Here is a 21,469-nt window from a genome sequence, read left to right as displayed (position 1 = left end):
CCGCTACTCGATCGTCTCCGTCGTGCGCGGCGTGATGTTGAGCGCTGTGTTCAGAGCGGCAGCCTGAGCGTTGAGCTGCTCGAGTTCTGCGCTCTTGGCGTCGAAGAGCGTGATTCGCGCCTCGATGTCGTCGAACCGGGCGCTGATCGCATCCTGTCGACTGATGAGAGTCGCACGTTCACGGTCGAACTCCTCCTGGGTCATCGTCCCAGAGTCAGCGCGCTCATTGAAGTTCTCGATGTCGGCGTTCAACTGCTCCTGCTGGGCGCTGGCGCTCGCGCTGTCTGCCTCGATGCCATGGCGAAGCTCGTCGAGCTCCGCGACGAGGGCAGCCGATTTCGCCTCAATCTCGACGAAGACGGCGTTGGAGGTCGTGTGCAGCTGCACCACCGTTGCCCGATCGTCGAAGTACTGCGCGTAGTACTCCTCAAGCTCTGGAATCAGCTCGCCGACCTCCGTGCCGATGATCGAGTGCAGCTCGTTGGCGCGCTGACCCGGTTCGGTGCGGGCGTAGATGTCCATGCGCTCAACGAAGGCCTCGTCGTCTCCGAGGGCGGCGTACTGCTTCTCCAAGAGGGTGTCGAGCTCGGCGCGCTGGGAGAGGGGCATGCGGTCCCACGCCGCGTGCAGCATCTCATGGGCGGCCACCACCTCCTCGATGCCGTCGAGCTGCGGGTCGGTGACGTCGAACAGCGTGATGCGCATGTCGTTGGACGTGTAGCACCCGAGCACGCCAGCGCCCTCCTCCTGGCTGCCGCAAATGCTGTTGAATGCCTCGCCATCGGCGATGCGGGGCTGGCTCGCGAGCAGAAGGAACTCCCCGTGGTCGCTCAGCTTCGCGCGGTCGATGTAGGCGGCGATCGTCGCATCCGGCTCCGCGTTCCAGACGACCCACTGGTCGACGATGGCCTGGCGGTTGGTCACGACCGCGTACGCCCCAACGGCGACCGCCGCGAGCACGATGAGGGAGACGATCGCGGGAGCGCGCCGCCGCCGCGGCGGAAGAGGGGGTGGCCCGGGAGGGAGGTACTGCATCGGAACGTAGGCGGCCGGAGTCTGCTGAGGCGCTGCCTGCCAGGAAAACGGCTCAGGAGGAGTGCCCGGGTTGTATGTCATGGGTGCCTCCGTGCGGGTCAGTGGCCGACGAGCGGCCCCATAATCTTCGCAGCAATGGATTGCCGTGAGGTAACGCGCTCCTCTGCATCTGCCGCACGCATGGCGAGCATGCCGAGATTGGATCCGATGAATCGCAGCGGCTCCGGCTCCCACGACGGTGAGCGGTGATCGACCCAGGGCAGGCTCGTGAGGTCTGTGTCGGCCCCGGCGATGAGGTCGGCGATGGTTCGCCCCGCGAGGTTCGTGGTGCTGAGGCCGTCGCCGACGTAGCCGCCGGCACTCGCGATCCCCGTCGAGCGATCGAGGGTGACGCTCGCGTGCCAGTCGCGCGGCACTCCCAACGGCCCTCCCCAGCGGTGGGTGATCTCCGCTCCCTGCGTCTGGGGAAAGAGCTCTGCGAGAGCCGTCGTGAGATGCGAGAAGACAGCCGCGGAGCGGTCGAAACCCGGCTGGATGCTGCTGCCCCAGTGGTAGCGGGCACCGCGCCCGCCGAAGGCGACGCGATTGTCGGCCGTGCGCTGTCCGTACACGAGCAGGTGCCGGAAGTCGGTGAAGGTGCGGCCATGGGCGATCCCCATCGAGTCCCACGTTGCGTCGTCGAGCGGCTCTGTCGCGATCATGAGGGAGTACAGGGGAAGGATGCGGCGGTGCGTCTTCGGCAGGGTCGCACCGTATCCCTCCGTTGCAACGACCACGTGCGGTGCCCGCACGGAGCCACGGGTCGTGCGCACCGTGCCCGGCTCCCAGTCGAGCACCTCTGTCTGCTCGTGGATGACGGCTCCGCGCGCCTCGACGACCCGCGCGAGGCCCCGCACGAGGGCGGCGGGGGGCAGGCGCGCGCACGACGGGTCGAAGCTCGCCCCGAGGGCGCCATTGGCTCCGGCGAGCACGTCGGGGTCGAGCATCTCGAGCTCGTCGACCCCATAGGCGTCGGCCTCCTCCACCTCTGCTCTCGCTGCGGCGAGCTGCACCTCCGAGCGGGCGAAGGCGATGGTGCCCCCTCGCGCGAAGTCGCACGCGAGGCGTTCTGCGGCGACGACCCGTGCAACCTCGTCGACGGTCGCGATCATCGCGCGGCGCATGGCGATAGCGGCGTCACGGCCGTGGCGGCGCTCGAGGGAGGCGGTGGATGCGGGAAAGAGGGCAGAGCACCAGCCGCCGTTGCGACCCGACGCGCCGAATCCCGCGATGTGCTTCTCCAGCAGCACGACGCGCAGCGATGGGTCGCGCTCTAGCAGGTAGTACGCCGTCCACAGTCCGGTGAGGCCCGCGCCGATGATCGCGACGTCTGCCGTCGCGTCACCGGGCAGTGCCGCCCGGGGCGTGAGGTCGTCGTCGACGGAGTCGTGCCAGAACGACAGCGCCCGGTAGTCGGTCACCAGCGGAAGGTCACAGCCGCGTCCACGCCTCGGTGAGCACGCCGCGCAGGATTCCCTCGATCTCGTCGAACTCGGCCGGCCCGATCGTCAGCGGGGGAGCAAGCTGGATGACGGGGTCGCCACGGTCGTCGGCTCTGCAGTAGAGGCCGGCCTCGTACAGCGCCTTGGAGAGGAATCCGCGCAGGAGGCGCTCCGACTCGTCGTCGTCGAACGTGGTCTTGGTGGCCTTGTCCTTGACGAGCTCGATGCCGAAGAAGTACCCGTCGCCGCGCACATCACCGACGATCGGAAGGTCGCTCAGGCGTTCGAGGGCGGCACGGAACAGGGGCGAGTTCTCTCGCACGTTCTCATTGAGCTTCTCCTCCTCGAAGATGTCGAGGTTCTCGAGCGCGACAGCAGCGCTGACCGGGTGCCCGCCGAAGGTGTAGCCGTGGTAGAACGCGGTCGTGCCGTGGCGGAACGGCTCGTAGATCCGGTCGGAGACAATGGTCGCGCCGATCGGCGAGTATCCGCTTGTCATGCCCTTCGCGCACGTGATCATGTCTGGCTGGATGCCGTAGGTGGTCGACGCGAAGACGTTGCCGATGCGCCCGAACGCGGTGATGACCTCGTCGGCGACGAGCAGCACGTCGTACTGGTCGCAGATCTCTCGTACCCGCTGGAAGTAGCCGGGGGGAGGCGGGAAGCATCCACCGCTGTTCTGCACCGGCTCGAGGAAGACGGCGGCGACGGTGTCGGCACCCTCGAACAGGATCATCTCCTCGATGCGGTTCGCAGCCCAGAGGCCGAACTGCTCGATAGTGCCATCGAAGCCCATCTCCTGCGCACGGTAGTAGTTGGTGTTCGGCACGCGGAATCCGCCGGGCACCAGCGGCTCGAACATCGACTTCATCGCCGGGATACCGGTGATCGAGAGCGCGCCCTGCGGGGTGCCGTGATAGGCGACCGCGCGGGAGATGACCTTGGTCTTGGCCGGCTGGCCCTGCAGCTTCCAGTAGTACTTGGCGAGCTTGAACGCGGTCTCCACCGCCTCGCCGCCTCCCGTGGAGAAGAAGACGCGGTTGAGGTCGCCGGGAGCGTGGTCGGCGAGTCGGTCGGCCAGCTCGATGGCGTTCGGGTGCGCGTACGACCAGATGGGGAAGAACGCGAGCTCCTCTGCCTGCTTGGCGGCAGCCTGGGCGAGGCGCTTGCGCCCGTGTCCGGCGTTGACGACGAAGAGGCCGCTCAGTCCGTCGATGTACTTGCGACCGGTGCTGTCCCAGATGTGGTGTCCCTCACCCTTGACGATGATGGGCACCCCGTTGGCCTCCGCCGCGGACTGGCGGGAGAAGTGCATCCAGAGATGGTCTTTCGCCTTCTGCTGGAGATCGTCGTTGTCGTATTCCGTGTGCATGGTTATCTAGTTCCCCAGTTGTATTGCTGTTTGACGAGCTTCAGGTAGACGAAGGTCTCTGTTGACTGCACGCCCTGGATCATGCGGATCTCCTTGTTGAGGAGCGCGATGAGGTCGTCGTCGTTCTCGCAGACGATCTCGACGAGCAGGTCGAAGCTGCCGGCGGTCAGCACCACATAGTCGACGGCGGGCAGCGCCGACAGGGCTCGCGCCACCTCGGTCGTGTCGCCGGTGACGCGGATGCCGATCATCGCCTGGCGGTAGAAGCCGAGCTGCATCGGGTCGGTGACGGCGACCACCTGCATGACGCCGGAGTCGGTGAGCTTCTGCACCCTCTGCCGAACCGCTGCCTCGCTGAGGCCCACGGCCTTGCCGATCTCTGCATACGAGCGGCGTCCATCGGCCTGCAGCTGCTCGATGATGGCCTTGGACACGTCATCGAGCTGCACGGGCTTGGCCGGCGGTCGCGGAGAGGTGGGCATGCACCTGATTCTGTCAGCCGCGGATGCCGCCGACAAGCGATTCCGCACTTTGAGGCGGGTTTTCACGACGAAATCCACTGTCTGCGGGGTAGAAGCCCACCCACCCTGATGGTTATGGTGGACTCATGAGCGCTCGGGAGATCCGTAATTTCATCAATGGCGAGTTCGTCGACGCGAAAGGGGATGCCTCCTTCGAGGTGATCGACCCCGCGACCGAGAAGTCCTACGCGACCTCACCGGTCTCCAGCGCGGCCGATGTCGACGCGGCGTTCTCCGCCGCGAAGTCGGCGTTCGAAGGATGGCGCGAGACCACCCCAGCGGACCGCCAGCTCGCGCTGTTCCGCATTGCCGACGCGATGGAGGCGCGGGCAGAGGAGTTCGCCGACGCCGAGTCGCAAGACACGGGCAAGCCGCGCGCGAGTCTTGTCGACGACGAGATCATGCTCTCTGTCGACCAGATCCGCTTCTTCGCGGGGGAGGCCCGCCACCTCAGCGGCATGGCGAGCGCCGAGTACATGAAAGACCACACCTCGTCAATCCGCCGGGAGCCGATCGGGGTCATCGGCCAGGTCACCCCGTGGAACTACCCGCTCAACATGGCCGTCTGGAAGTTCGCTCCCGCCATCGCGGCCGGCAACACGACGGTGCTGAAGCCCTCGGACACAACGCCGAGCTCCACCCTGCTGCTCGCCGAGGTCGCGGCAGAGTTCCTGCCGAAGGGCGTGCTCAACGTCATCACCGGCGACCGTACGACCGGGGCCGCCATGGTCGACCACCGCACGCCGCAGATGATCTCGATCACGGGATCGGTGCGGGCGGGTATGGAGGTGGCGAAGGCGGCGTCCGGCGACCTCAAGCGCGTGCACCTCGAGCTCGGTGGCAAGGCTCCCGTTGTCGTCTTCGCCGACGCGAACATCGAGGCGGCCGTCGAGGGCATCGGCATCGCGGGATACTTCAATGCCGGCCAGGACTGCACCGCGGCGACGCGCGTGCTCGTGCACGAGTCGATCCACGACGAGTTCGTTGCCGCGATCGTGGCGTGGGCGAAGGAGAACGCGCGCACCGGTGCTCCGCACGAGGAGGGCATCCTGTTCGGACCGGTGAACAACGCGAACCAGCTCGCCCAGGTGAGCGGATTCATCGACAACCTGCCCGACAACGCCGTCGTCGAGCTCGGCGGGCACCGCCAGGGTGACAGCGGCTACTTCTACGAGGCGACAGTCGTATCGGGTCTGAAGCAGACCGACGACGCCATCCAGCGCGAGATCTTCGGCCCCGTCATCACGGTGCAGAAGTTCCGCGACGAGGCGGAGGCTACCCGCTGGGCGAACGACGTGCAGTACGGCCTGTCATCGAGCGTCTGGACGACCGACCACTCGACCGCGATGCGGATGGCGAAGAACCTCGACTTCGGCTGCGTCTGGATCAACACCCACATCCCACTTGTCGCAGAGATGCCGCACGGCGGCTTCAAGCACTCGGGTTACGGCAAGGACCTCTCGAGCTACGGCTTCGAGGACTACACGCGGGTGAAGCACGTCATGAGCTACATCGGATAGTGCTCGACGCCGCACCCGTATTGCGACCAGTCGCGCCCGGTTGTCACCCGGGTGGGTGACACGTTCGTAGACTTGCCCTGTGGAGTCGGACTTCGAGGATACGGTGACGGTTGCACCCGTCGACGCCTCCGGCACGCGCGCCGAGCCCGACTCCTCTGACACCGTCATGGCCACGCACGGCACGAAGCGGCCCCATCAGCTCGTGGAGCCTCCCGCGCCCCCGGAGCAGCGGTACGGATCGCACGGCGCATGGCCGGCCACCGAGGGCTCCCTGCCCGGGCGCCAGCGATCCACTGTGCCCGACGTGCCGATCGCGCCGCCCGCCCCCCAGTTCTACGGCTTTCGGGTCGGATCGAGCGCCGTCATCCTTCTCGATGCCGTCGTGTACATCGGTCGTCGGCCCAGCGCGCCACGCGTGGTCAGAGGAGGGATGCCGCGTCTCGTTCGCGTGCCGTCGGCTACTAGCGAGGTCTCGAGCACGCACCTCGAGCTTCGCCAGGTCGGCCGCACCGTCGTCGTCACCGACATGCGATCGACCAACGGAACGGCCGTCGGCGTGCCGGGGCTCGCCGTTCGCCGACTGCGGCAGGGAGAGTCGCTCGTGGTGACCCCAGGCACCCTCATCGACATCGGCGACCGCATCGTCATCGAGATCCTGCCGCTGCAGGAGCGCACGGCACCGGGCCGCTCATGACGACCATCGGCTCCGACAACCCCGGGGAGACCTTCACCCTGCCAGGCGGCGCGACCGTGCGGCTGGCCTGGGCCGCAGAGACGGATGTCGGACGCCGACGAAAGGCCAACGAGGACAGCTACCTGGCCAGGGTGCCCGTCTTCGCCGTCGCCGACGGAATGGGCGGGCACCTCTCGGGAGACCTCGCCAGCGCAGCCGTCGTCGACCGGCTCGACGAGGCCATCACCGGACCGGTCGCCGCTCCTCAGCTGGTCGAGCTCGCCCTCGAGGAGGCAACGAGAGATATCGCGATCGTCGCGGGAGACAGCGAGCTGGGTGTCGGAACCACGGTGACCGGGGCTGTACTCACTCTTGTCGACGGCATACCGACCTTCGCGGTGTTCAACATCGGCGACAGCCGGGTGTACCGCTTCGAACGCAACAGCCTCAAGCAGGTCACGGTCGACCACTCGCTCGTGCAGGAGATGTTCGAGGCGGGGCAGATCACCCGCTCTCAGGTCGCCAAGCACCCCGACGGCAACATCATCACGCGCGCCGTGGGCTTCCAGTCGCAGCCGACCCCCGACTACTGGATGCTGCCGCTGAAGAAGGGGCTGCGTCTCGTCATCTGCTCCGACGGCCTCACTGGCGAGCTCGACGACAAGCGCATCCGGCTGAACCTCGCCGCGCGCCTGAGCCCGGCAGAGACGGCGGGAGCGCTCGTGGATGCTGCCCTCGCGTCGGGCGGCCGTGACAACGTCACCGTCATCGTGGTCGAGGTGCTCAGCGTCGAGCTGCCTGCATAGCACCCCAACCCGGGGGTAGTTCCAGTTGCGGGCTCACGCGACTGCCTAGAATGATGACACCTGTCTACGGTGAAGAGGGGGTCTCGTGGCGCGCCGTCTGCCATCCCAGCCTCCGACCCTGCCCGGTTTCAACCACCTCCACGTGCTTGGAGCTGGCGGCTTCGCCGATGTCTTCCTCTACGAGCAGAACATGCCGCGCCGTCAGGTGGCCGTCAAGGTCATGCTGAGCGAGGTGGTCAATGACCAGGTTCGGCAGATGTTTCAGGCAGAGGCCAACCTCATGGCACAGCTGAGCGCCCATCCGTCGATCCTCACGGTGTACCAGGCGAGCGTGTCGAGCGACGGCCGCCCGTATCTCGTCATGGAACTCTGCTCCTCTGCTCTGAGCCAGCGCTATCGGCAGGAGCGACTCGCCGTCGCGGAGGTGCTGCGCATCGCCATCAAGATCGGCAGCGCGATCGAGACAGCCCACCGTGCCGGCGTGCTGCACCGCGACATCAAGCCGTCCAACATCCTTCTCACCGCCTATGGGCACCCCGTGCTCTCCGACTTCGGCATCGCGTCGACCCTGAGCGGCTCGACGCTCGGTGCGCCAGATGAAGGCGCCGTGGTCGGCATGTCCATTCCGTGGTCGGCGCCAGAGGTGCTGCTCGACGAGACCGCCGGAACCGTCGAGTCAGAGGTGTGGTCGCTCGCCGCAACTGTCTACTCCTTCCTCGCGGGCCGGTCGCCGTTCGAGGTGCCGGGCGACTCCAACAAGTCGACCGATCTGATCGCGCGGATCGCCAGGGCGCGCATCCAGCCGATCGAGCGCAGCGACGTTCCCTCCAGCCTTGAGTCGGCGCTGTCGCGGGCGATGTCGCGCAAGCCGGAGAACCGGCACGCGAGCGTCCTCGAGTTCGTGCGAGAGCTGCAGGCGGTCGAGACGGAGCTGGGGCTGCCCCAGACGCAGGTCGAGGTCGCCATGGACGACTGGGCGCTCGCGACCGTCGCCGATCTCGAGGACCGCACGCGTGTGCGCGGTGTCTCCGGTGCCGTAACGGCCGCCAACTCTCGCAAGCGCCGCCGCCGCGTTGCCGCAGTGCAGGGCGAGTACAGCCCTGTTGGAACGCTGTTGCGGCAGACGGGCAACGTGCCGAACGCCCGTAACACCATGACGCGACCGGCTCCGCGAGCCCGCGGCATCCAGGTGCTCCAGTGGATCCTCATCGGGTGCGCCGCCCTCGTTATCGCGCTCGCCGCGATTGCCACTCTCGTGCTCATCCGGTCGACCTCTGGCGAGATTCCCGTCGTACAGGACATTCAGGCCTCGGTGAGCGGCGAGAACGTCGAGTTCAGCTGGCCAGACCCCGGCATCGGCGCAGAGGACTCGTACCAGGTCGAGATCAACGGCGGCGCCCTCAGCGTGCAGAAGACCGCAAGCTTCCCGTACTCCGCGCAGCCGGGCGAGCGGGTCTGCCTCATCGTCACCGTCAACCAGGGCGGCAAACTCGGTGCTCCCAGCGCGCAAAAGTGCGTGGACGTCGACGAGTAGCCCATGCGCTCCTGGCTCCGCTCACACCTCTCGCTCGCCATCACGGCGACGAGCAGCGTTCTCGTGGTTGCGCTCGTCGTCGCGACCGCGGTGATCTCAACGGGATACAGCGCGCAGCGACTCGACCTCAACGACTCCTCCGTCTGGATCGCCAACCAGGCCGACCAGTACATCGGCCGCGCGAACACGGAGGTGTTCGAGCTCAACACCGTGGTGGAGAGTGCGGGTGACGAGGTCGAGGTCATCCAGTCCGGAGCCACCGTGCTGCTGTTCGACCGCAGCGATGCCAAGCTCGACATCGTCGATGCTGCGACCTCGGTGGTGCTCGACAGCGTCGCCCTTCCTCCCAACACCCCGCGCGTGTTCCTCGCCGGGGCCAACGTCGTCATCTACTCAGAGGGAACGGGCGAGCTCTGGAGCGTGCCGCTGCTGGGGCTCAAGGGCTTCGAGACCGCCCAGGCGCCCATCCTCAATCTCGGCGCCGACACGGTCGTCAGCGTCGACGCCAACGGCGTGCTGTTCGGCTTCTCACCAGAGACACAGCAGGTGTTCCGAGTCGATGCCGCGACGGCCGGGCTGGTCGAAGAGGTGAGCACGACGTCGTTTGCGTCGACGAACGGCGACTTCAGCATCACCTCCGTCGGCGGTCGCTGGGCGGTGCTCGAATCGGATGACGCGGTGCTAGAGACGGAGGCCGGCTCGGTGAGCCTCGCGGCGGCCGTCGACGCAGGCGGATCTCCCGTGCTGCAACAGCCGTCGGTCGACGGTGATGAGGTGCTCGTCGCCTACGCGGGCGGGCTCCTCTCTGTTCCCTTCGGCGGCGGCCCGCGCAGCCTCGTCGACGGGCGCGCTGGTGCGGTCGCGGCCCCCGTCGTCATCGACGGATGCACCTTCGCAGCGTGGTCGGAGGGGCAGGCCTGGCGCGACTGCGGCGCGGGGGACGATGCCGACCTCCTCGGTCTCGACAGCATGCCGGGCGCACCGTCGCTGCAGTTCAAGTCCAACGGCAACCGCGTTGTGCTGAACGACTCCCGCAGTGGCGACGCGTGGGCGGTGCAGGCGAACGGCGAGCTCATCGACAACTGGGACGACCTGATCTCCGTGCTCGACGACGACGACGAGATCCAGCAGAACGACGAGAGCACACCGCCGCAGACGGAGGAGCTGCAGGCGCCCCCCGTGGCCGTCAACGACGAGTTCGGTGCTCGCCCTGGCCGCGCGACCGTGCTGCCCGTTCTGCTCAACGACTACGACCCCAATGGCGACGTGCTGGTGGTCTCCGCCGTCGACGGTCCCGGGGATGCGGTCGGCAGGGTCGACATCATCAACGAGGCCCAGCAGCTGCAGCTCACCCTGACCCCCGGCGCGGTCGGACCGGTGAGCTTCTCCTACTCGATCAGCGACGGGCGCGGCGGTACCGCGAGTGCGACGGTGACGGTCGCGGTTCGGGCGGACTCAGAGAACTCCCCGCCGATCCAGGCGCGTGCGAGCACCGTCGAGGTCGTCTCCGGCGGGCTCGTGACGGTGCAGGTGCTTGGCGACTGGGTCGATCCCGACGGCGACCCGATGTTCGTCTCAGATGCAACGGTTCCCGGCCCCGATACCGTGAGCCACAAGGCCGATGGCGAGATTATCTTCTCCGACAAGGGCGAGGCATCGGCGGGCACGAAGACCGTGACCGTCGCCGTCTCCGATGGCTCCGCCGAGGGGTTCGGAACCCTCACGGTGACCGTCAGTCGGCCGGGTGAGGTGCCACTCATCGCTGATCCGTTCGTCGTGCTCGCCTATGCCGGCGTCGAGGAGCGCGTGCTGCCCCTCGAGCACGTGCGCGGCGGCAGTGCGCCCGTTCGCCTCAACGCTGTGCCGTCGAAGAGCGGTGTGACGATCAAGCCGAACTTCGCTCGGGGCTCCTTCCGGTTCTCCAGTGAGACCGTCGGAACTCACTACATCGAGTACGTGGTGACAGACGACGTCCAGACCGTCACGGGAGTGGTGCGCATCGACGTCGCGGCGCCGCCAGACACCAACACGACGCCCATCACGGTGCCGAAGACCATCTTCGTCCAGGCCAGCAAGAGCGTCACGATCGACGTAGCGGCGACCGACATCGATCCGGCTGGCGGGGTTCTTCTCGTCACCGGGGTCATGAACATGCCTGTCGGCGCGCCGGTGCGGGCGGAGGTGCTAGAGCAGCGTGCGGTGCGCGTCACCCTCGAGGGGCCGATCGCTGCCCCCGTGATCTTCAACTACCGCATCAGCAACGGCCTCTCTGAGGCCCAAGGCACCATCACCGTCATCCAGATACCGAGCCCAGAGGTCCTGCAACCGCCGATCGCGCGAGATGACACGGTGACGGTGCGGGTCGGGGACGCCATCACGATCGACGTGATGCAGAACGACGAGCACCCCGACGGGGAGTCGATCACCCTCGATCCGGAACTGGTCGAGAACGTCGGTGAGGATGCCGGGCTCCTGTTCGCCTCCGCCAACACGCTGCGCTATCTCGCGCCAGACAAGGCCGGCAACTTCACGGCGGTGTACCAGATCGCGGGACCCTTCGGGCAGACGGCACAGGCTCAGGTGTCCATTCAGGTGCGCGAGCCCAGCCTCGATACCAACCACGCACCGGCGCCGAACCGCATCACCGCGCGGGTGCTGTCTGGCGAGAAGGTGAGAATCGACGTTCCGCTGAACGGCATCGACCCGGATGGCGACTCCGTTCAGCTTCTCGGCCAGGAGACGAGCCCAGAGAAGGGCTCGGTCACCGAGGTCGGGTCGAACTACCTCATGTACGAGGCAGGGCAGTACTCTGCCGGCACCGACACCTTCACCTACACGCTCATCGACGCGCTCGGGGCGAGGGCGACCGGCATCGTGCGGGTCGGCATCTCGCCGCGGCTCGACGGCGCACGCAACCCTGTGGCGATCGAGGACGAGGTGCGATCGCGTCCTGGGGCAACGGTCTCCGTGCAGGTGCTCGCCAACGACTCCGACCCGGATGGCAGTCCGCTGAGCGTGACGGAGGTGCTGTCCAACGACGAGGACTCGCGGGCCGAGATCGTCGACGGCGACATCGTGAGGATCACACCGCCAGCGGAGGTCGGCCGGTACGGATTCCGGTACACGATCGCGAACGAGCGCGGGGGGACGAGCTCCAACTTCATCACCGTCATCGTCTCCAACAATGCGCCGCTCGCGTATCCGATCGCGTCGGACACCGTGCTGACCCTCTCCGACATCCTCGACAACGACACCGTCGACGTCGACGTGCTCTCCAGGGTGTTCTTCGCCGACGGTGCGGTGACCGATCTCGGTGTCTCAGTGCTGCAGGGGTATCCCGGAACGACGGTGCTGCCCGACAAGTCGATCAGGGTCACTGTTGGCGATGAGCGCCAGATCATCCCGTTCGCCGTGTCGCATCCGGAGGACTCGACCCTTCGCTCCTACGCCTTCATCTGGGTGCCCGGCTACAACGATGCTCTCCCGCAGATCGACAGGCGGGCGAAGCCGCTCGTCGTCAACAGCGAGGACACGCTCGAGATCGACCTCAACGACTACGTGCTCGCCGTCGGTGGCAAGCAGGTGCGACTCACCGACTCGAGCACGGTCGCGGCAACCCACTCCGATGGCACGTCGCTCGTCGTCGACCGCGACACGCTGACCTACACGTCGGCAGAGCTCTACTTCGGACCAGCCTCGATCTCGTTCGAGGTCACCGACGGCACCTCCGCATCCGACCCCGATGGCCGCAAGGCGACTCTTGTGCTGCCGATCACTGTGCAGCCGCGCACCAACCAGCCCCCCTCGTTCACCGGTGCGGTCATCGACTTCGAGCCGGGCCAGTCGAAGACGCTCGATCTCGTCAGACTCACCGACTACCGCTACGAAGACGACCTCGACGAGCTCGTGTTCAGCGTGATCGACTCCGACCCCGTCGGATTCACCTACGAGCTCGACGGCCAGTCGCTCACCATCACGGCCGACGACGACGCCGTCAAGGGAACGTCGACCGCGATGACGCTCGGCGTTCGTGACGCGGTCAACGAGGGCAGATCCGGTCGGATCGAACTCAGTGTCGTGCCGTCGACCCGCCCCATCGCGCGCCCGGCCGCCGACAACGCCACAACGCGACGAGGCGAGACGACGGTCATCGACGTGCTCGACAACGACGGGGCGACGAACCCCTTCCCGGGCCAGCCGCTCCGGGTCGTCCAGGTCACCGGCGCTGACAGCGCGAGCCTTCCCGCTGGTGTCTCGGTCGGCGTGACAGAGAACCAGAGCAGGATCACCGTGACCGTGGCCGCCGATGCCGCGCCCGTCGATATCAACCTTCAGTACCAGGTGGCCGATGCCACCGGAGACCCGGACCGCTATGCCTGGGGCTACGTCCATATCTCGATCCAGGACGTTCCCGATGTGCCAGCCAAGCTCACGCGCCAGGCGAACACGTTCGTCAACGGCGAGCTGCGGCTGAGGATCACCCCTCCGCTGCCCAACAACTCGCCGATCACCAACTACCGAATCGTGAGCTCGAGCAACGGAAGCTACAGCCACGACTGCGGAACGACTCTTGTCTGCTCGTTGCCGGGCTTGACGGTCGGGCAGCTGTACACGTTCCAGGTCGTGGCGACGAACGGTATCGGCGACTCTGCGCCAAGCCCGCTCAGTGACGCGTACTCGATCGACTATCTGCCGTCGGCTCCTGCGTCGGTGTCCGCGACACCGACGGCTCCTGCATCGGCGCCATCGGGCGGCTCGATCGACGTCTCGTGGTCCTCGGTGCCAGACCCGAACCCCGGCACGCAGGTCTCGGGCTACACCGTTCTGCTGAACGGCTCGATCGCGGCCCAGGTCGGACCGTCGACAACATCGACGACGATCGGCGGACTCCCCAACGACGTGGTCTACACCGTCGAGGTCTACGCGACCAACGCGGCACAGGTCACCTCGGCGGCCGATTGGAACCGCTCCTCGACGACGGCCCACACCGTCGGCCCGCCGCCTCCGCCGAATCCGGCACCCCAGGCGACGAGCGCCACGAATGGCGACATCACCGTGACCTGGGGGCCGAGCGCCTCCAACTGCGGCGGCCCGGTTGTGTACTCCGTCGCCCGCGCGGATGGCGCGGTGAGCCCGGCCGACTGCACGACCGGCACGGTGCTCGCGTCGAGCGTGGCGTCCCCGTACACCGACCCGACAGCCGTCGACGGCGAGACATACACCTACTTCGTGCTTGCAGACAACGGCAGCTACTGCACCGTGGCGGCGACCGGCGCGACGGTCAGCCTCGAGGCTCCGGGTGCTGCGAGCGGATCCGCGTCAGTGAGCGATCGCGGAACCGGCCAGTTCGACATCCTCGCCGGTGCCCTGTCGGCAAGCGGAACCGTCTTCAAGTACCAGTACCAGCTCAGCACCGACGGCACATGGCGCGATGTTCCGGCAGACAACTGGCTGACAACCCTCGGTTCGCCCGGCGCTGCATACGGCCAGTCGATCGATGTCGTCTTCCGCGCGTGCCGCAACGACTCCGATGCCTACTGCGGATCGGCGTCAGGGCCGACCACGCTGACACCCGTCAACACGCGCGTCACGATTGCGACCTGCGACGCGACCACCGGAACTGCCCCTGTCATCACCCAGCCGACGAACAGCGGTGCCGTCACCACCGTCTACACCGTCAGCTACCTCGAGTTCCCCTGGGTGCTTTACGGAAGCTACGGCTCGCCAGACGACCCGGTTCCGTCCAGCGCCATTTCGATGCGGGTGACGGCTACTGTCAATGGATACGTCGACCCCGGCTACGGCGAGTTCACGTGCACGACCTGATGTTGATACCCCGTACCCGAGAGGCACAGCTATGACCATGACACCCGAACAGGCTGCCTGGTTCTCCGACATCTTCACGCGCCTCACCGCGAACGTGGAGACTGTGCTGCTCGGCAAGAACTTCGTCATCCGGCTCGCCTTCACCGCGCTGCTGAGCGAGGGGCACCTGCTGCTGGAGGACTTCCCCGGAACGGGCAAGACCTCGCTCGCCCGCGCCATGGCGCAGAGCGTCAAGGGCACCAACAACCGCATCCAGTTCACACCAGACCTGCTGCCCGGAGACATCACGGGTGTCAGCATCTACGACCAGGGCCACGCGGTCTTCGAGTTTCACAAGGGCCCCATCTTCTCGTCGATCGTGCTCGCCGACGAGATCAACCGTGCCAGTCCGAAGACCCAGTCCGCGTTGCTCGAGGTGATGGAAGAGGGCCGCGTGACCGTTGACGGTGTCACCCACGCTGTCGGGTCGCCGTTCATGGTCATCGCAACGCAGAACCCCATCGAGCAGGCCGGCACCTACCGGCTCCCCGAGGCACAGCTCGACCGCTTCCTCATGAAGACGTCGATCGGGTACCCAGACCACTCGTCGACCCTCCGCATCCTCGAGGGCGCCGGAACCAAGGCCCACGACACGACCGTTCCGGCGGTTGTGACCTCCGAGGTGATCACCGAGATGTCCGAGATCGCCCGCACCGTGCACGTCGACCCATCGATCAACGACTACGTCAGCAGGCTCATCGACGCCACCCGCTCGGCCACCGAGGTGCGACTTGGCGCGAGCGTTCGCGGCGCGCTCGCTCTCGTGCGCACCGCGAAGACCCTCGCCGCGGCCAATGGACGGCACTACGTCATTCCCGACGACATCAAGACACTCGCCGAGCCCGTGCTCGCCCACCGACTCGTGCTCGACCCGGAGGCTGAGTTCGACGGCGTCAGCTCGACGAGCGTCATCGGGCAGATCATCATCGAGACGCCGCCGCCGAGTGATCGGCAAGCCGTGTGACCCTTCGAACCGACACCCAGTTTCCGACCGGGACTGACGGGCTCACCAACGCGCGCACGCGGATCGTCGGAAGCCGCACCGGCTTCCTCGCCGACCTCGTCGTCGCTGCGGTGCGCACCGGACGGCTCGTTCGAGACGTCGGCTCCCGCTTCGCTGCGAGGGCCGGGGATGTCGTGACCCCGCTCGGCTGGATCATGATCGTGTTCGTGCCGTTCGGCTTCATCCTCGGCTACCGTCTCGGCTGGCTCGAGCTCGTCGTCGCCGCGTGGGCGTGTGCGGTGCTGCTGCTGATCGCGGTGCTGTACCTGATCGGCTCGCCGTCGCTCAGCGTCAGGCTCCGCCTTCCGCACAGCCGCACGGTGGTGGGCCAGCCCGTGATCGGCGAGCTCGTCGTTGCCAACCCCGGGCGCTTTCGCACCTCGGCGTTCACGCTCGAGGTTCCCGTCGGCGCCGCACTCGCCGAGGTCGTCGTCTCTGGCATTCCGCCACACGGAGAGCAGACACAGGACTTCACCGTGCCGGCGAGTCGTCGTGGGGTTCTTGCAGTCGGCCCGGTGCGCACCGTGCGCGCCGACCCCATCGGGCTTGTGCGTCGCGAGCACATCTGGACGGCGGCGAGCGAGCTGTTCGTGCACCCGCGCACCATCGGGATCCCGAGCATGAGCACCGGCTTCGTGCGCGACCTCGGGGGCAGCGCGACGCGCGACCTCACGTCGAGCGACATCTCCTTCCACGCACTCCGCGAGTACGTCGCCGGTGACGAGCGCCGCAACATCCACTGGAAGTCGACGGCCAAGACCGGCACCTACATGGTGCGGCAGTTCGAGCAGACCAAGCGCAGCCACCTCGTTATCGCCCTCAGCCTCGCCTCCGTCGACTACGCCAGCGACGAGGAGTTCGAGCTCGCGGTGAGCGTGGCCGGATCGCTCGGAGCCCGGGCCATTCGCGACACCCGCGATGTCTCGGTGATCGTGAGCGAGCGCACCCCGGAGTTTGCCAAGCGCAAGGTGTTCGCGGTCAAGGCCCTCGCGACTCTCAGCCGCAACCGCCTGCTCGACGACCTCGCCCTCGTCGAGCACTCAGAGACAGCGCTCCCGCTCGTCGACGTCGCGCGGGTCGCGGGCGGCAGGGTTCCTGGCGTGTCGGTTGCATTCATCATCTGCGGGTCGCTGACGACGCCCGCGGAGCTGCGCGCGGCATCCATCCAGTTCCCCGTCGGGGTCGAGGTCGTCGCGGTCGTCTGCGACCCGGAGTCGATCCCCGGGTTCCGTCAGGTCGCAGGACTGAGTGTGCTCACCATCGGCTACCTCGACGAGCTCAACCGGTCTCTGCTGCGGGCGACCTCGTGAAGCCGCGTCCGTCTGCGGGGTTCATCGCGGCAAACACCCTGCTGCTCGCCATCGCCGTTGTCGTCGCCGCTGCCGCATGGTGGCCGATCTACGAGGATGTCCACTTCATCGTCATGGTCGCCGTCACCATCGTGGTCGGGTCGGCTATCGCCGTGGCTGGAGCCGTCTGGCGCTGGCCGTCGGCCGTCGTCGTGCCGCTCACGCTGGTCGCGTTCGCCGCACTCGGCGTCGCGCTGGCCGTTCCGGCAGAGGCGCTCTACCGTGTCGTGCCGACGCTCGAGGGACTCCGGTCGCTGTTCGCGAGCGTTGCGCTCGGCTGGAAGCAGATGCTCACGATCACTCTTCCGGTCGGCACATACCAGGGGCTCCTGGTGCCAGCGTTCGTGGCAGTGCTGCTTACCGTTGTGATCAGCCTGACGATCGCTCTGCGTGCGCGCAGGGGAGACATCGCCGCGGCCGGCCCTATGGTGCTCTTCATCGTCGGCATCGCGTTCGGCTCCCGCGAGGCGGCGTGGCCGATGCAGCTCGCCCTCGCCCTCCTTGCCGTGACGCTGCTGTGGCTGATCTGGCGCCGATGGCACCGGCGCCGGGCCGCTATCAGGATGCACGACAGCGCGGCGCGACAGCGGCTCGTGGGGTTCCGCACGATTGCCAGCGCCCTCATCGTGCTCCTCGTCGCGGGAGCACTGGCGATCGGCGCCTCTCTCGGGCTCCCTCCTCAGCAGGAGCGCACCGTGCTGCGAACGTCGGTGGAACAGCCGTTCGACCCGCGCGACTACCCCTCGCCGCTCGTCGGCTTCCGGCAGTACCTCAGAGACGGAATGGATGACGCTGTCATCTTCACCGTCGACGGCCTTCCCGCTGGAGCACGGCTGCGCATCGCCACCCTCGACAGCTACGACGGCATCGTCTACGCGGTCGGCAGCGCCGACGTGTCGAGCGAGTCTGGATCCTTCACGCGGGTGCCACAGCGCTTCGACCAGTCGGGTGTCGCGGGAACTCCCGTCTCCGTCGACCTCAGGGTCGGCGACTACGACGGCGTCTGGCTTCCGACGGTTGGCAAGTTCGAATCCATCGACTTCGACGGCCGTCGCGCCTCGGCGCTTCGAGACGCGTTCTACTACAACGACACCTCGGGTACCGCAGCAGTCATCGGAGGGCTCGAGACCGGTGACGAGTACACACTCACCGCTGTGCTGCCCGCGGAGGTCACTGCAGGTCAGCTCTCGTCGCTGAGCGCCGGTGCTGCAACGGTGCCGGAGCCGACGATCCCAGCCGAGCTCACGAGCCGAATCGAGCGATACACCAGCGGCCTCGACGGGCAGGGCGAGCGGCTCGCCGCCGTGCTCGAGGGCCTGGCCGACGACGGCTACATCAGCCACGGCATCGGCGAGGATGCGCCGCCAAGCCGGTCAGGACACTCGTCCGACCGCATCACAGAGCTGGTCACCGCCCAGCAGATGATCGGCGACGGAGAGCAGTACGCGGTGGCTGCTGCCCTCATGGCGCGGCAGATCGGATTCCCGGCTCGCGTTGTCTTCGGATTCACTCCGGAGCAGAGCGGCGATGGTGCCGTGGATGTGACCGGCAGCATGGTCTCGGCGTGGATCGAGATCGACACGGCGGAGCTCGGCTGGGTAGCACTCGATCCGACGCCGGAGGAGCGCGAGATTCCCGAGGAGGAGCCGGAAGACCCCGCGACGGTCTCACGACCCCAATCGGTCGTCCAGCCGCCGATCGAGGAGCAGGAGATCCTCGACAACCAGTCGCCGACGGAGGCAGTCGACAACGACCAGGACGTCACAGAGCCGTGGCTGCTCGTGCTGCTCGCTGTCGCGAAGGTGCTCGGCTGGACCATCCTCATTCTCGGGGTGCTCGTGTCGCCGTTCCTCGTGATCATCGGCGCGAAGCTGCGTCGCCGCGCCCTTCGGCGCAAAGCGGCAAGCCCGCTCGCACGAATCACGGGTGGCTGGCGGGAGTTCGAGGATGCCGTGGTCGACCACGGGTTCACCCCGCCCGCAGCGGCGACCCGCACAGAGCTCGCCGCCGCCGTGGGGCGCGACGACGAGATGCGCAGCGCCTCGCTGCTGGTTGCCACGGTGGCGGATCGCGCAACCTTCGCGCCGACGCGGCCGAGCGCCGATGAGGCAGCGAAGCTGTGGCGGTCGGTCGACGAGCTGACGGCGTCACTGGATGAGGGACTCAGCCGCTGGGCCCGCATCCGTGCGCGTGTCTCGCTGCGCTCTCTCGGCGGCGACAGTGTTCGGGGCCTTGTCGCCCGCCAGGCTGCGCGCCAGTCGCGATCGCGAGGGCAGCGCCGATGATCTGCAGTCATTGCGGCACAGAGCTGCCAGCCACCGCCCTGTTCTGCGGCGAGTGCGGCCGTTCGCTCGCGCAGTCGAGCCAGCCAGCGCGACGACCAGCAGCAGCGCCGGTGGCGGAGTCGGCGACAGTGCCGGAGCCGGTCCCGACTCCCGCGCCCGAGCCCGAGCCTCTTCCCAGCTCTGGTCCCGTCGCAACCCCGGCGCCGCTCTCCGAGCCGGTGACGCTCGTCACTGCCGAGCCGGAGGTCATCGACCTCGTGCCGGCCATGCCGCTGGAGCCGGAGCCGGAGCTGGAGCCGGAGCCGGAACTGGAGCCAGAGCCAGAGCCAGAGCCGGAGCCAGAGCCGGAGGCGCAGCCCGAGCCGGAGCCTGAACTAGAGCCAGAGCCGGAGGACGACACCGAGGCAACGCGCATCGTTCAGCGCGGAACCTCCGGCGCGCGCTTCGTGCTGCAGTTCAGCACGGGAGAGAGCGTGACGGTCTTTGGCACCGGGCTCATCGGCCGCAACCCCGTCGCCCAGCCGGGGGAGTACTTCGACCAGCTCGTGACGATCATCGATCCGGGCAAGTCGGTCTCGAAGACGCACCTGGAGTTCGGGCAGACCGGTGGCGTCTTCTGGATCTCCGACCGCTGGTCCGGCAACGGCACCATCGTTCGCGAGCCGGATGCGGCTCCCTCTCGCTGCGACGCCGGAAAGCGCTATCGCGTCGTGCGCGGCACCCGGGTCAGCATCGGGGAGCAGTTCTTCGTGGTCAGCTAGGCGAGCGCAGACTCCAGTGACACGTGCGCGAGCCCGTGGGCGGCGGCGACCGGCTCGTAGGTGATCGACCCGGCGTGCGTGTTGAGCCCGAGGGCGAGAGCCGCGTCGGCGCGAAGGGCGGCCTTCCAGCCGAGGCCGGCGATGGCCCGCACGTAGGGCATCGTCGCGTTCGTCAGCGCATAGGTCGAGGTGTTCGGCACAGCGCCCGGCATGTTCGCGACGCAGTAGAAGAGCGAGTTGTGCACCATGTAGGTGGGGTCGGCGTGCGTCGTCGCGTGGGTGTCGGCGAAGCATCCACCCTGGTCGACCGCGATATCGACGAGCACACTGCCCGGCTTCATGCGCGAGACCAGCTCGTTGCTCACGAGCTTGGGCGCCTTGGCCCCCGGCACGAGCACCGAGCCGATGACCATGTCGGCGGAGACGCAGGCACGGTCGATCTCGAAGGTGTTCGACGCGATCGTCTTGATGCGACCGGCGTAGAGGGCGTCGAGCTCGCGAAGCCTCTGCAGGTTGGTGTCGAGCACGGTCACCTCCGCGCCGAGTCCGACGGCAACGGAGATCGCGTTGGTTCCAGCGACGCCGCCGCCGAGCACGACCACCGTCGCAGGGTGGGTTCCGGGAACGCCGGGCACCAGCATCCCCGGTCCGCCGTTGGGCTTCAGCATCGCATTGGCCCCGACGATCGGGGCGAGCCTGCCCGCCACCTCGCTCATGGGCGCGAGCAGGGGCAGCGCGCGGGTCGGGAGCTGAACGGTCTCGTAGGCGATTGCCGTGATGCCAGACGCTGTGAGGGCGTCGGTCAGCGGACGGTCTGCCGCGAGGTGGAGGTAGGTGAACAGCACGAGGTCGTCGCGCAGATGGCCGTACTCGGCGGCGATCGGCTCCTTGACCTTGAGCAGCAGCTCTGCGCCGCCCCACGTGCTCTCTGCATCGGGAGCGATGGATGCTCCAGCCGCCGCGTAGGCCTCGTCGGGTATCGAGGACCCGAGGCCGGCGCCCGTCTCGACGGTGACCTCGTGGCCGTTGGCCACCAGGTCGTGCACACCGGCCGGGGTTATGGCAACCCGGAACTCGTTGTTCTTGATCTCTTTTGCGACCGCGACCTTCATGCGCTGACCTTCATGCGCACAAGCGTAGTCCGGAGCGGCGATGGAATCCGCAGCAATTTGCCGCGAATAGTGCTGATTTCGTGAAATTCTTGTTACAGCGTGGCGGATTTGCCCCTTCGGAGTGCCCATTGGCGCGTCGCTGTGCCAGTATC

Annotated in this window: 14 protein-coding genes; 9 read left to right on the top strand and 5 right to left on the bottom strand. The window is 67.4% G+C overall.

Annotated features, from left to right (window positions below; translation table 11 throughout):
• Positions 1-3 precede the first annotated feature (3 nt).
• Genes AC14A7_RS07720 through AC14A7_RS07705 form a run of 4 tightly spaced genes read right to left on the bottom strand, consistent with a single transcriptional unit; the run spans position 4 to position 4,370 of the window.
• Positions 4-1,116 carry a hypothetical protein gene (locus AC14A7_RS07720; protein WP_484007844.1) on the bottom strand — a complete coding sequence of 371 codons (1,113 nt, stop codon included), beginning with the start codon at positions 1,114-1,116 and terminating at the stop codon, positions 4-6.
• Between the two features lie 17 nt (positions 1,117-1,133).
• Positions 1,134-2,495 (bottom strand): NAD(P)/FAD-dependent oxidoreductase, encoded by a 1,362-nt coding sequence (locus tag AC14A7_RS07715; RefSeq protein WP_484007842.1) that lies wholly within the window; start codon positions 2,493-2,495, stop codon positions 1,134-1,136.
• Positions 2,496-2,505: 10 nt separating this feature from the next.
• Positions 2,506-3,888: an aspartate aminotransferase family protein gene (locus AC14A7_RS07710; protein WP_484007840.1), complete on the bottom strand. Its 1,383-nt coding sequence runs from the start codon at positions 3,886-3,888 to the stop codon at positions 2,506-2,508.
• 2 nt (positions 3,889-3,890) lie between these two features.
• Complete coding sequence (locus AC14A7_RS07705; RefSeq protein ID WP_484007838.1) at positions 3,891-4,370, bottom strand: Lrp/AsnC family transcriptional regulator; 480 nt, start codon at positions 4,368-4,370, stop codon at positions 3,891-3,893.
• Between the two features lie 125 nt (positions 4,371-4,495).
• On the opposite strand from AC14A7_RS07705, the gene AC14A7_RS07700 reads away from it, so the two are divergent.
• The 9 genes from AC14A7_RS07700 (at position 4,496) to AC14A7_RS07660 (ending at position 20,205) form a co-directional block, all read left to right on the top strand.
• Positions 4,496-5,929: a gamma-aminobutyraldehyde dehydrogenase gene (locus AC14A7_RS07700; protein WP_484007836.1), complete on the top strand. Its 1,434-nt coding sequence runs from the start codon at positions 4,496-4,498 to the stop codon at positions 5,927-5,929.
• 79 nt (positions 5,930-6,008) lie between these two features.
• Positions 6,009-6,623, top strand: coding sequence for an FHA domain-containing protein (locus AC14A7_RS07695; protein ID WP_484007834.1), 615 nt, complete (start codon positions 6,009-6,011; stop codon positions 6,621-6,623).
• On the top strand, positions 6,620-7,408 hold the full coding sequence (locus AC14A7_RS07690) for a PP2C family protein-serine/threonine phosphatase (protein WP_484007832.1): 789 nt from the start codon (positions 6,620-6,622) through the stop codon (positions 7,406-7,408). The genes AC14A7_RS07695 and AC14A7_RS07690 overlap by 4 nt, the downstream gene beginning before the upstream one ends.
• An 85-nt stretch (positions 7,409-7,493) precedes the next feature.
• Positions 7,494-8,942, top strand: coding sequence for a protein kinase domain-containing protein (locus tag AC14A7_RS07685; protein WP_484007830.1), 1,449 nt, complete (start codon positions 7,494-7,496; stop codon positions 8,940-8,942).
• A gap of 3 nt (positions 8,943-8,945) precedes the next feature.
• Positions 8,946-14,768: an Ig-like domain-containing protein gene (locus AC14A7_RS07680; protein ID WP_484007828.1), complete on the top strand. Its 5,823-nt coding sequence runs from the start codon at positions 8,946-8,948 to the stop codon at positions 14,766-14,768.
• Positions 14,769-14,799: 31 nt separating this feature from the next.
• Positions 14,800-15,771: an AAA family ATPase gene (locus tag AC14A7_RS07675; protein WP_484007826.1), complete on the top strand. Its 972-nt coding sequence runs from the start codon at positions 14,800-14,802 to the stop codon at positions 15,769-15,771.
• On the top strand, positions 15,768-17,120 hold the full coding sequence (locus AC14A7_RS07670; RefSeq protein ID WP_484007824.1) for a DUF58 domain-containing protein: 1,353 nt from the start codon (positions 15,768-15,770) through the stop codon (positions 17,118-17,120). Before AC14A7_RS07675 ends, AC14A7_RS07670 begins: the two co-directional genes overlap by 4 nt.
• Entirely contained in the window at positions 17,117-19,444 is a 2,328-nt protein-coding gene (locus AC14A7_RS07665) for a transglutaminase TgpA family protein (protein ID WP_484007822.1), read from the top strand. Before AC14A7_RS07670 ends, AC14A7_RS07665 begins: the two co-directional genes overlap by 4 nt.
• Positions 19,441-20,205 (top strand): zinc-ribbon domain-containing protein, encoded by a 765-nt coding sequence (locus tag AC14A7_RS07660; protein WP_484007820.1) that lies wholly within the window; start codon positions 19,441-19,443, stop codon positions 20,203-20,205. The genes AC14A7_RS07665 and AC14A7_RS07660 overlap by 4 nt, the downstream gene beginning before the upstream one ends.
• Here the strand turns inward: AC14A7_RS07660 and ald are convergent.
• On the bottom strand, positions 20,202-21,317 hold the full coding sequence (gene ald / locus AC14A7_RS07655) for an alanine dehydrogenase (RefSeq protein WP_484007818.1): 1,116 nt from the start codon (positions 21,315-21,317) through the stop codon (positions 20,202-20,204). The genes AC14A7_RS07660 and ald overlap by 4 nt on opposite strands.
• Positions 21,318-21,469 lie beyond the last annotated feature (152 nt).

It is taken from the genome of Conyzicola sp., assembly GCF_057073975.1.
Note: the sequence above shows the minus strand (reverse complement) of the source record. Positions and strands in the feature narration are given on the sequence as shown.